The sequence below is a fragment of the Verrucomicrobiia bacterium genome (assembly GCA_036268055.1).
Taxonomy (GTDB): domain Bacteria; phylum Verrucomicrobiota; class Verrucomicrobiia; order Limisphaerales; family Pedosphaeraceae; genus DATAUW01.
Genome location: DATAUW010000041.1, coordinates 197,632 through 209,638 on the forward strand (window position 1 = coordinate 197,632; position 12,007 = coordinate 209,638).

General features: G+C 52.6%; 12 protein-coding genes. 8 read left to right on the forward strand and 4 right to left on the reverse strand.

Annotated elements, in window-relative coordinates:
• Positions 1–15: 15 nt before the first annotated feature.
• The 4 genes from VH413_20545 to VH413_20560 form a co-directional block, all read right to left on the reverse strand.
• Entirely contained in the window at positions 16–951 is a 936-nt protein-coding gene (locus tag VH413_20545; protein ID HEX3801093.1) for a YihY/virulence factor BrkB family protein, read from the reverse strand.
• A gap of 3 nt (positions 952–954) precedes the next feature.
• The gene (locus VH413_20550; GenBank protein ID HEX3801094.1) at positions 955–1,467 is read right to left on the reverse strand and encodes a YetF domain-containing protein; all 513 of its coding nucleotides are present in this window, start codon (positions 1,465–1,467) and stop codon (positions 955–957) included.
• Between the two features lie 12 nt (positions 1,468–1,479).
• Positions 1,480–3,003, reverse strand: a complete 1,524-nt coding sequence (locus VH413_20555; GenBank protein ID HEX3801095.1) for an FAD-dependent oxidoreductase — start codon at positions 3,001–3,003, stop codon at positions 1,480–1,482.
• Positions 3,004–3,227: 224 nt separating this feature from the next.
• Positions 3,228–4,430: an FAD-dependent oxidoreductase gene (locus tag VH413_20560; GenBank protein ID HEX3801096.1), complete on the reverse strand. Its 1,203-nt coding sequence runs from the start codon at positions 4,428–4,430 to the stop codon at positions 3,228–3,230.
• Between the two features lie 151 nt (positions 4,431–4,581).
• Between VH413_20560 and VH413_20565 the strand changes: the two genes are divergently transcribed.
• The 8 genes from VH413_20565 (at position 4,582) to VH413_20600 (ending at position 12,001) form a co-directional block, all read left to right on the forward strand.
• On the forward strand, positions 4,582–5,304 hold the full coding sequence (locus VH413_20565) for a DUF72 domain-containing protein (protein HEX3801097.1): 723 nt from the start codon (positions 4,582–4,584) through the stop codon (positions 5,302–5,304).
• 289 nt (positions 5,305–5,593) lie between these two features.
• Positions 5,594–5,791 (forward strand): hypothetical protein, encoded by a 198-nt coding sequence (locus tag VH413_20570; GenBank protein ID HEX3801098.1) that lies wholly within the window; start codon positions 5,594–5,596, stop codon positions 5,789–5,791.
• Between the two features lie 82 nt (positions 5,792–5,873).
• Positions 5,874–6,476 carry a DUF5947 family protein gene (locus VH413_20575; protein ID HEX3801099.1) on the forward strand — a complete coding sequence of 201 codons (603 nt, stop codon included), beginning with the start codon at positions 5,874–5,876 and terminating at the stop codon, positions 6,474–6,476.
• Positions 6,469–7,122: a DUF6084 family protein gene (locus VH413_20580; GenBank protein ID HEX3801100.1), complete on the forward strand. Its 654-nt coding sequence runs from the start codon at positions 6,469–6,471 to the stop codon at positions 7,120–7,122. The genes VH413_20575 and VH413_20580 overlap by 8 nt, the downstream gene beginning before the upstream one ends.
• Positions 7,123–7,304: 182 nt before the next feature.
• Complete coding sequence (locus VH413_20585; protein ID HEX3801101.1) at positions 7,305–8,381, forward strand: hydrogenase expression protein HypE; 1,077 nt, start codon at positions 7,305–7,307, stop codon at positions 8,379–8,381.
• Positions 8,382–8,406: 25 nt separating this feature from the next.
• Complete coding sequence (locus VH413_20590; GenBank protein HEX3801102.1) at positions 8,407–10,221, forward strand: nickel-dependent hydrogenase large subunit; 1,815 nt, start codon at positions 8,407–8,409, stop codon at positions 10,219–10,221.
• A 21-nt stretch (positions 10,222–10,242) separates the two neighbouring features.
• Entirely contained in the window at positions 10,243–11,166 is a 924-nt protein-coding gene (locus tag VH413_20595; protein ID HEX3801103.1) for a NifU family protein, read from the forward strand.
• A gap of 19 nt (positions 11,167–11,185) precedes the next feature.
• Positions 11,186–12,001, forward strand: a complete 816-nt coding sequence (locus VH413_20600) for a Ku protein (GenBank protein ID HEX3801104.1) — start codon at positions 11,186–11,188, stop codon at positions 11,999–12,001.
• The last annotated feature ends 6 nt before the right edge of the window (positions 12,002–12,007 follow it).

Sequence of the window (12,007 nt, forward strand, 5' to 3'; positions counted from 1 at the left end):
CCAGCGGGACGGTAATTAATGAGCAGCGGCGCGAGCCGGCAGCTTTCGATCAGCCGTGGCATCCACCAGTTGCGCTCCGGCGACGGGTTGCATCTTTGACCCGTATTTATTCGCGTAAACCCGCGTGAATTGCGCGCCAAAAAATAAGATCTGCGCCGAATAATATACCCACATCAGAATGATCACCAGCGAACCCGCCGCGCCGTAGGCCGAGGTGACACTGCTGCGGCCCAGATAAAGTCCCAGCACAAATTTGCCCAGATTGAAAAGCACCGCCGTGATGAAACCGCCCACCCACACGTCGCGCCACGCCATTTTCACATCCGGCAATACTTTGAAGATCATGGAAAAAAGCACGGTGATGACGCCGAGCGATACCACGAAGTTGACGGTGCTCCAAAAGAAATGTTCGCTGGGCATGAGTCCTTGCACATATTTTCCTACGCCCGCAAGTCCCGCGCTTAACACCAGCGAGACCAAAAGCAGAAATCCAATCCCGATCACCACGCCGAAGGACAGCAACCGGTCTTTGATGAATTGCCGGACGCCGTGGCCCGAGGCGCGTTTCACTTGCCAAACGGTATTCAGCGCGTCTTGAAGTTCGACAAAGACTCCGGTCACACCCACGCCCAAGGTCACGATCGCAATCAATGTCGCCCAGCGTCCGGCGCTCGCCTGGTTGGATGCCGAAGTCACCATGGACTCAATCGCGGTCGCGCCCGCCTTTCCCAAAAGCTGTTGCACCTGCCCGAATAATTCATGCTGCGCCGCTTCCTGGCCAAACCAAATTCCCGCGACGCGCAGCACAATCAAAAACAGCGGCGCAATCGCGAAGACCGTGTAGTAGGCGAGCGAAGCGCCGAGGCGCGGAGTATTGATGCCCACCCACGCGGAGAAAGTTTCCTTGCATAGGCCAATAATGTCTCGAAATAGGTTTGTGCGCTTTTTCATGGTTCACGAAGTTTCTTTTACGACTGTGATTTGGCCGTCTCTCTCGAAATAAGCCGCCTTTACTTTTGACGGATCTTCAACATTGCCGTTGAGCCGCAGGTCTTCGAGCAAATCATGTTCGCTCAAATCATGTTTGCGCATCGCGTCGCGGTTTACTTCGCCATCCTTGATCAAAGGCACTGTATGACCTTTGACCAGGTTGCCGAACCAATGCGAATCGCGTGATAAAAATGCGATGAACCGATGAAGCGTGATCAACACAAAACCTCCACCCAGCGTCGGGAAAAAAGCCACATTGCCGTTGATGGCACGCGCGAGCATGGACCCAAGTATGAATGCCAGGATCGCGTCGAACGCGGTTTTATTGGCGAGAAATCTTTTGTTGCCGATTCGCACAATGATCAGGGACGCCAGAAAAACAATCACCGCGCGCAAGCCGATTTGGAAGAACGTAAGATTTTGGGGATTGGAGTTGAGTCCCAGCGCTGAATTAAAAGCATCGCAAAAATCTTTCATCGGCATCGCGTATTATTTTTTCGGTAGGCCGGCTTCGCCAAGCGGCTCTTCGGCGGGGCCGGAGAGCACTTCGCCGGTTGCGGCAAATCGGGAACCGTGACACGGGCAATCCCAGGTTTTTTCCGCGTCGTTCCAGCGCACGATGCAACCGAGATGCGTGCATACCGGCGAGCGCAATGAAACCTTGCCGTGCTCGTCACGGAAGGCGGCCACTTTATGGCCGTCCAGTTCGAGAATTTTCCCCTGATTCCGTGCGAGACTTCTCAGGGATTTTCCCTCCGCTTTTCCCATCCAATCGCGCAAAAGATAATACGGATAATCTTTGTTCTCGCGCAAATAATCCCAGGCAGTGCGAACGATTTCCTTTCGATGAATGTCGAAAAGTTTCGCCCAGGGATTTTTTCGTTTGTGAAAAGCGTCCACCGCCATCATTGCGCCAAGCGTTCCAAACGTCATGCCATTACCGCCGAAACCGGTCGCGACAAATTGGCGGGTTGCGCTTTCGCCGATATAAGGAAGTCCGTCGGGGGTTTCGATCACCTGCCCCGACCAGCGCGCATCCACTTTTGCCGACGGGAAAAGTTGCTTCAAGGTCTTCTCCAGCCGGTCGTAGGCTTTGCCCGGATTATCTGACTGTCCGGTCTTATGATCTTCACCGCCGAAGATGGCGTAATCATTTCCACGCTGGCGATCAATGCGCAAATAATGATAGGGCTTGGCGGTGTCCCAAAAAGAGGCCTCAGGTGCGCTGCCTGCGGGAATTTTCGCGCCAATGGCGTACGAGGTGTAGAGAAATAACTTCGTCTGAAATAAAGTGGCCGATGCCAGATTGGTTTTGCCCATCAGCGGCGTGTGCGTGGCAAGAAATACAAAGGAACATTTGATTTTGTATTTGCCGCTCTTGACGGTCGTGGGCTTCCCGGAGATTTCACCCGCTTCGCTTTTCTCGAAAACATAACTGCCCTTGCCGGGAATCGCGCGCAGCAACGCGGAAAGATATTTCAACGGATGAAACTTTGCCTGATGCGGAAACTGAACGCCCTCGCGATTCACCAGCGGCGCCGATTCCAGCCATTCCGCAGGAAAACCCAATTCATTTGCGAGATGCGCATCTTCGCGCAGCGTGGCGTGGTCATCCTTTTGCCCGCCGTCAATCGCCGCGTGGAGATAACCCGGCACCCATTTGAAATCACAGGCGATTTTTTCAGCCTGAATGTTCGAGAAGATTTGATCTATGGCTGCGCGTCCGGCATCCCAAACCAATTGAGAAATGTTTTTTCCAAATTTTTTGACCAACTCATGCAGCCGAGTATCCGTAACGCAAGTCAGATGAGCCGTCGTGTTGGCCGTGTCAAAACCGCCACAACGCCCGCGCTCAAGCAGCGCCACGGTGCAACCGGCTTTCTTAAAAAGATACGCCGCCGTCACGCCAGTGATGCCCGCGCCGACAATCACCACGTCCACGGCGCAATCTTTACTTATTTTTTTGAAACGCGGCAGTGAGACCGATTTAGTCCAATAAGAAGCTGTATCCATATTGATCCCGTCAGCCGGCAAGCGCGGTGAAATCCACCGAAGCATCGCCAGCGAGCCAAGAGCCTCCCTGTTTTAGCGAAAGGTGTGCCAACCGGTCACACAACCACCTTTGAGTTTTGTATGACAGCGTGCGAAAAATCACCACGGATTGGCCATAAAAAACTTCTTCGCCCCGGCAAATTGCGTCCACTCCTCGCGAAATGCGTGGAGATTTACGAAATCCGCTAACGCCCAAATTTGAAAAGATGCGCATCTGGATTTCGTCGCCCGAGAAAATCGTCCCGAATGATTTCGGCGGCAATGAGACTGTAAGTGATGCCATTGCCGCCGTAGCCCAAAGCGAAATAAGTGTGCGCCAAACCGGGATTGGTTCCGATATAGGCAAGGCCATCCTTGGTGCCGCCAAAGGTTCCGGCCCACGAGTAAGCCACGTCCAGTGGAATCGCAGGAAAAAGGGCGTTGAACTTTTGCACGAGGGTCGCGGTTTTTCGCGGGATCAAGGCGTCCCGGAGCAAAGAGTTTGTGAAATTCACATCTTCGCCGCCGACGATGATCCGATTATCCGGCGTCGTTCGCAGATAAAGATACGGCGTGCCGGTTTCCCAAATCAAACTTCGCTCATGCCAGCGGGGAATTTTTTTCAACGGTTCACTAACCAGCGCATAAGTGCTTTTGAGCGAGCCGGCTTCACCCCGGACATACTTCATGGATTCAAATCCGCAGGCCAAAACCGCCCGGCGCGCCTTCACGATGAAGCCACGGTTGGTGGTGAGGCGAATACTCTGGCGGTCAGGCTCGAACTTGACGACCGGCGAACGATCAAAAGTGTTAAGGCCGCATTTTGCTCCTGCGGAAAGCAGTCCATGGGTCAGACGATGAGGATCTACCTCCCCAGCCAATCGCGAATATAAAGCGGCCGGGCGCGAAAATGGGAAATGCTTTTCGATCTCGGCGCGAGGCCAAAATTCTAAATCGAACCCCAACTGGCGGCGAAGTTTAAATTCCTCCTTTAACTCGGAAATTTCTCCGATATTTCGCGCAAGAAACAAACTGGTTTTCTGTTCATGGCCGCAGTTTATTTTTAATTTTTCCACCAGGCCGCGAAGCTTGCTAACGGACTGTCCGCAAAGCTCGTAACTTCTTTTGGCCTTTTTCGCGCCGATTTTTTTTACCAGTTCACGCAACGGGACATCCACCTCGTATTGCAACAACCCGGTGCTGCCGCTGGTGCTGCCGGTGCCGATGTCACGTTTGTCCAGCAAGACGGCATGGACGCCCGCCGCGGCCAAGTAATAGCCCACGAGCGCGCCGGTGATGCCTCCGCCCACCACCGCGACATCGCAAACCAAATCGCGATCCAGCGTCGGATAGCTTTTCGGAAGCCCGTTGATGATGCTCCACAGCGGATAGTCAGAAGTAAGTTCCATGCCCTTAATGCCCGGAAATTTTATTTTCTATACGGATTAAACCCTTCACACACACTTGTTCGCTGACCGTCATTTAGCAGGGCATGTGCCGGGTGACATTTTTGCCCCCGGCAACATTTGGAGAAATCTTTTTTTGCCTCATAATGAACTCATGGAACTTCTGAAAATTGGCTGCTGCGGATTTCCTCTCCTTAAGATTCCCTACGGAAAACAATTTTCGGTGGTGGAAGTGCAGCAGACATTTTATCAGCCGCCGATGCGCCAAAGCACGCTCGAAGGCTGGCGAAAACTTTTGCCCGCGCCATTTGAATTCACACTCAAAGCCTGGCAACTCATCACGCACACGATGAAGAGTCCCACTTTTCGTCGCTTAAAGGTAAAACTCTCGCCGGAAGAACTCGAACAATGCGGCTCTTTCCAGTGGACGCCCATCGTGCAACAAGCCTGGGAAAAGAGCCGGGCGTGCGCACAGGCACTGGACGCACGCCTAGTGCTGTTCCAGTGCCCCGCAAGCTTCACCGCCGAGCCGCACAATATCGAACGAATGCGGCGGTTCTTTCATTCGATCGAGCGCAGCGGACTAAAATTACTCTGGGAACCGCGAGGAAATTGGGGCCTGGATTTGATCGAAGAGCTATGTCGTGAATTGGATTTGGTGCATGCGGTGGACCCATTCGTATCGCAATCGGTGACAAAAGATTTCGTTTATTTCCGGTTGCACGGCGGAAAAGATTTCAGCCACGTATTCACAAGCGACGAGTTGACGGGCATGGTACGGCTAATTCCCAAAAAAGCGCCCGCCTATGTGATGTTTAACAATAGGAACATGCTTGAAGATGCGAAAACGTTTCAAAGACAAATACTTGCCACCTAATCTTTTTCCCGGGCAAATTTGATGCTTTCTCTATCCTTGATGTTTGCATTCTGCAAGAAAACTTAGTGCGCTTTTGCGAATTGCAACTGATTCATCCGTCTCGAAATTAATAAATCCAAGAAAAGGCCGGTAATCCATCATCCTATAGTTGGTATTTCCTAAGCTGTCTAAGCGACACTTAGCGACACAAATATTTGCGGTCAGGGCATTTTTCGAGGGGACCAAGCGGTTGAACAGTTTCAAAGGCTTTAAGCATAGAACCGTAAAATGAAAGAATAAAAATTATTTTATGCAAAAAAAACATACCCCACCCCAACCGATTCATATTCCCGGCACATCGCGCGGAGAAGAAATGGCGATTCACAAAGGCAAGGAACCGGGCCGAGGAAAAGGGCCGGGCTATAGATCCGCCCGGGATTCGACAGGAATTTGTGCCAAGGAACGGGAGCCCATTATCGATGTGATGGCGCATATTCCTCCCGCTTAGTTCACAATCGCCAAATAAAAAAATTGCGATGTACTCCTCCCAATCCATCCAAAACGGGAATGCCGTCAATTTTTTGCGGCAAATGAGAAAACCGCCAGTGGTGGAGGAATTTTGCGAGTTTTGCAACGCCGCTATTCCCGCGATCCACCGGCATTTGCTAAAAACTGCAAACCGCGAAATCATCTGCGCTTGCGATCCTTGCGCACTTCGTTTTCAAAATGTCGCCGGTGGCAATTTTCGATTGATTCCCCGCGATGCCTCGGCGTTGCCGAATTTCCAACTGTCGGACACGCAATGGAACAGCCTGGCTTTGCCGATCAACCTGACTTTTTTCTATCGCGATTCTGCCGCGGGGAAAATGGTGGCGATGTATCCGAGTCCGGCGGGTGCTACGGAATCGCTTTTGCCAGCGGAGAATTGGCTTGAATTGGAAACTCTCAGTCCTGAACTGGCGAAGATGCAACCGGACGTCGAAGCGCTTTTGATCAATCGGATTGGCTCGGCGCGGGAATATTACATCGTTCCCATTGACCTGTGTTATGAACTGGTCGGATTAATTCGGATGCACTGGCGCGGGTTGTCCGGCGGCGAAAAGGTTTGGCAGCAGATCGAGATGTTTTTCGCGAAGCTCGGTTTGCAATGCGGCCTTTCTGAACCGGATGCAAAGGAGGCTGTCCATGCCTGACTTTGATTTCAAAGTGACAGGAGTCGAAGCGGCGAATCGCGGCATCGCGCCGTTGCTACATTTCAAACTGGAGATCGCGAATCATCCCGAAACGGAAAAAATCCACACGGTAATATTGCAAACGCAAATCCAGATCGAGGCCCCCCGTCGTTCTTACAACGATGCCGAAAAAGAAAAGCTCGGCGAACTCTTTGGCACGCCCGACCGCTGGGGCCAAACCTTGCGCAATCGGTTGTGGGGAATCAGCAACACCAACGTGCGTGGATTTTCAGGCAGTACCGAGACGGTGCTGCCGATGCCTTGCACGTTTGACTTGAATGTGGCCGCCACAAAATATTTTCATGCGTTGGAAGGCGGCGCCATTCCCCTGCTCTTTTTGTTCAGCGGGACAGTCTTCTACGAAGCGGCGGATGGGCGTTTGCAAGTGCAACAAATTTCGTGGAATAAGGAATGCCATTTTCAAATGCCTTCGGAAACCTGGCGCGAAATGATGGACCGGCATTTTCCGAATAGTGCGTGGCTGTATCTGCATCGCGGCGTGTTCGACCAGCTCTATGCCTTCAAACGCAAACATGGATTTTCAAGCTGGGAGGAAACTATTTCTGGTTTGCTAAACGCGGAGGAAAAAGTCGAGGTGCCGGCATAAATTCCGCGTTGCGCGGCGACATTAAACCTTAAACCCGGTGACACCATGAAAGGAATCAAACTATGAATGCAGGATGGATCGTATTGGCAGTGATTGGAGCAATAATCCTTATTGGATTTATCATGATGTTTCCCGAAATTCGCCGTTATCTCCACATTGACAGAATGTAAGAAAGGCTCCCTATGAAAATATCCACAGTTCCCGTCCAAGCCGATTACAAACCCGCCGTTAAGGAAATCCACGTTCTATGGATGACGACTGGTTTGGGTTGTGACGGCGATTCGGTTTCTGTCACTGCGGCGTCGCTGCCCAGTATTGAAGACGTCGTGCTCGGCGCCATTCCCGGATTGCCGAAGGTGCATTTGCACAATCCGGTGCTCGCCTACGAAGTGGGCGATGACTTCATGAAATGGTGGCATCTCGCCGCTGAGGGTAAGCTCGAACCGTTTGTGCTCGTGCTCGAAGGCTCGGTGCCGAATGAAAAAATTAAATCCGAAGGTTATTGGGCTGCAATGGGAACCGACGCCAAGACCGGCCAACCGATCACCACAAATGAATGGGTGGACCGTCTCGCGCCCAAGGCCACTGCGATCGTTTGCGCGGGAACGTGCGCGACTTATGGGGGAATTCACGCGATGGAAGGTAATCCTACAGGTGCGATGGGGCTTGCGGATTATTTGGGCTGGAATTGGAAATCCAAGGCGGGTTTGCCGATCGTGAATGTCCCCGGCTGTCCGGTGCAACCGGACAATATGATGGAGACGCTTTTGTATTTGCTTTATCAGGTCGCCGGACTCGCCCCGATCATTCCGCTCGATGACCAACTCCGCCCGACGTGGCTGTTCGGCAAAACGGTGCATGAAGGCTGCGACCGCGCGGGATATTATGAGCAGGGCGACTTCGCGCACGAATACGGTTCGCCCAAATGTCTCGTGAAGATCGGCTGCTGGGGACCGGTCGTGAATTGCAACGTCACCAAGCGCGGATGGATGGATGGCGTGGGCGGCTGCCCCAATGTGGGTGGCATTTGCATCGGCTGTACGATGCCCGGGTTTCCGGACAAATTCATGCCGTTCATGGACGCGCCTCCCGGTTCGGCAGTTTCGTCGTTCGCCAGCGGCATCTACGGCGGAATCATCCGTAGTCTGCGCAGCATCACCAATCGCACCGTGAACAAAGAACCGAAATGGCGTCACGCCCATGCGGAACTTACCACCGGTTACGATCCAAAATATTACGGCGACGGTTCCACCAAATAATTTAATCAACCAACCAACAAATTTTATGGCAGATGTATTAACGAATTCCAAAGCCGCTTCCAAAACCCCGCAGTCGGGCAAGCTCGTCGAAATGTCCTGGGACCCGATCACGCGCATCGTCGGCAGTCTCGGCATCTACACCAAAATTGATTTTGAGAAAAAGCGCGTTGCCGAGTGCTACAGCACTTCATCCATTTTTCGCGGCTACAGTATTTTCATGCAGAACAAGGACCCGCGCGATGCCCATTTTATCACTAGTCGCATCTGCGGCATTTGCGGTGATAATCACGCCACCTGCTCCGTCTATGCGCAGAACATGGCGTATGGCATCAAGCCGCCGCCGCTGGCCGAATGGATCGTCAATCTCGGCGAAGCGGCCGAATACATGTTCGACCATAATATTTTTCAGGACAATTTGGTCGGCGTGGATTACTGCGAGTTAATGGTTAAGGAGACCAATCCCGGCGTTTGGGAAAAAGCGCTTAAGACAGAAGCGCCCCACGCCAAGGAACACGGCTTCAAAACCATCGCGGACATAATGAAATCCTTGAACCCATTTGAGGGAGAATTCTATCGCGAAACCCTTCAAGTAAGCCGCATGACCCGCGAAATGTTTTGCCTGATGGAAGGCCGCCACGTTCATCCTTCCACGCTTTACCCCGGTGGCGTCGGCACCGTTCCGTCCATCCAGATCTTCACGGATTTTCTCGTGCGCCTGATGAAATACGTCGAGTTCATGAAGAAGGTCGTGCCATTGCATGATGACCTGTTCGATTTCTTTTACGAGGCGTTGCCGGGATACGAGCAAGTCGGGCAACGGCGTATTCTGCTTGGTTGCTGGGGTTCGTTCCAGGACCCCGATCATTGCGATTACACTTACAAAAACATGGATGCCTGGGGCAAAAAAATGTTCGTCACTCCCGGCATCGTCGTGGATGGAAAATTGGTGACGACCAATCTCGTGGACATCAATCTCGGCATCCGCATTCTGCTCGGCTCGTCGTATTACGAAGACTGGGGCGACAATGGCGAAGTCTTTGTAAAAAACGATCCGCTCGGCAATCCCGTTGATCGGCGGCATCCGTGGAACCAGACTACCATTCCCAAACCGCAGAAGCGTGACTTCGGCAAGAATTACACCTGGGTCATGTCCCCGCGCTGGTATGACAAGCGTACGGATGATTATCTCGCGCTCGACACTGGCGGCGGACCCATCGCCCGCCTCTGGGCGACCGCGCTCGCGAACATCGTGGACATCGGCTACGTAAAAGCCACCGGCAACAGCGTCAAAATCCGCTTGCCCAAAACCGCGCTCAAGGACGAAGCCGAATTTGAATGGAAAATTCCAAAATGGAGCAATGCCATCGAACGCAATCGCGCCCGCACTTATTTTCAGGCCTACGCCGCCGGCGTGGCTCTCTACTGCTGCGAACAGGCGCTCAAGCTTGTTCACGCCGGCAAGACCGAGACGTTCACGCCGTTCAAAGTGCCCGACGAAGCGATCGGTTGCGGTTTTCATGAAGCCGTGCGCGGAGTGCTCTCTCATCATTTGGTGATCCGCAACAAAAAGATCGCCAACTATCATCCGTATCCACCCACGCCTTGGAACGCAAATCCTCGCGACATCTACGGCACGCCCGGGCCATACGAAGACGCTGTGCAAAACACTCCGCTCTTTGAAGAAAACGGACCCGATAAATTCAAGGGCATTGACATCATGCGCGCGGTTCGCAGTTTTGATCCCTGCCTCCCATGCGGCGTCCACATGTATCTTGGCGGCGGAAAAGTTCTGAAAGAGATGCACACGCCCACCGCGCTCCAGGGCTTGAGCAAAAAATAAACCACGGCCACCCATTAAATTATGATGACCGCGCCACTCGCTGTTGCCATCTCCGAAGAAACTTTTCAACCCACTCCGTTACCGGGAATCCATGAAACGCCCGCACTCAAAGGCAATGCGCGCGGCGATATCAACCAGCAGGGAAAACACATCCAGGAATTGGTCGAACGGATCAATGCCTTGCCGGATTTCGGCGCGCGAGAACTGGTGCAGGATTGTCTCCAGTCTGTGCTTGAACTTCACGGCGATGGGCTCGCACGAATAATGCAACTGATCAAAAATTCCGGCGCGCCAGGCCGTGAAGTCAGCGAGGCGTTGCTGAATGACAAAATGGTGCGCGGACTTTTATTGATTCACGGACTGCATCCGGTCTCGCTTGAGAACCGCTTAAAACAGGCGCTGGAAAAAGTGCGCCCCTACATGAAAAGCCACGGCGGCAATGTCGAACTGATCGCGTTGGAAAACGATTTTGCAAAACTTCGCCTCAGCGGAAATTGCAAGGATTGTCCCTCATCCGCCGTGACAATGGAATTGGCCGTCCGCCAGGCCATCGAGGAAGCTTGTCCCGATTTGGTTGGATTTGAGATCGAAGGCGTGGTCGAGCAATCCACCGCGACAAATCATCTTCCCGCGAACGCGCCGAAGTGGACACATCTCGAAGGAATGACTCCGCTCGCGGATGCAGAACTGCGTCCACTCACAGTGGCCGATGTGCCGGTCTTGATCGCGAAGGTTGGCAAAAATCTTTACGCCTATCGCGATGAGTGTCCGATTTGCGAAACGAAGCTCAGCCTCGGCAAGTTGGAATCGAATATCCTCCATTGCCCTGCGGGCCATCGCTTCGACATCTGCCGGGCGGGTGCTAGCGCGGATGGCGAGGCCAAACATCTACAACCGTTTCCTTTGTTGGCGACGGATGAAGTGATTAAAATATCTGTGAGGTAAATTAAAAGAAGGCATTCGTATGAGAGCAATTTGGACCGGCGCGATAAGTTTCGGACTCGTCTCGATACCCATCTCCCTTTATCCCGCGACGCGGCGGGAAGACCTTTCATTTCGCCTGCTTCGCAAAAGCGATTTGAGCCCCGTCAATTATAAACGAGTGGCCGAGGCTGATGGAAAAGAGGTTCCTTGGGAACAGATCGTGAAGGGATACGAATACGAAAAAGGAAAATTCGTGGTGCTAAGCGACGAGGATTTTAAGCGGGTTGACATCGAAGCCACGCAGACCGTGGACATCATCGAATTTGTCAAACTGGCAGAAGTGGATCCCCTCTTATTTTCAAAACCGTATTACATGGAAGTGAGGAAAGGCGGTGACAAAGCTTATTCGCTTTTGCGCGAGTCACTCCAGGCCACGCAAAAAATCGCCATCGCAAAAGTCGTCATCAAAACCCGGCAACATCTGGCGGCCATCAAACCTCAGGAACGCGGGCTCATGCTTGAAATCATGCACTTCCCCGAAGAGCTTTTGGATGCCTCTGAATTCAAACAGCCCGGCAGGCAGGAAACCAGCAAAGGTGAAATGGGCATGGCGAAACAATTAATTGAAAGCATGTCGAAGCCGTGGGACCCCGCTGCTTTTAAGGATGATTATCATTCGATGCTCAAAAAAGTGGTGGATGCAAAAGTTCATCACAAAGACAATCAAAGGCCCGCTACGACAAAGCATGTCTCGCAATCCAAAGTCATTGATCTGGCGGCGGTGCTTCAGGAAAGCATCAAGCACGCAAAGGGCGGCAAAGTTTCCGGCGGCAGGAAATTAAAAAAAGCCGCGTGATTCCGT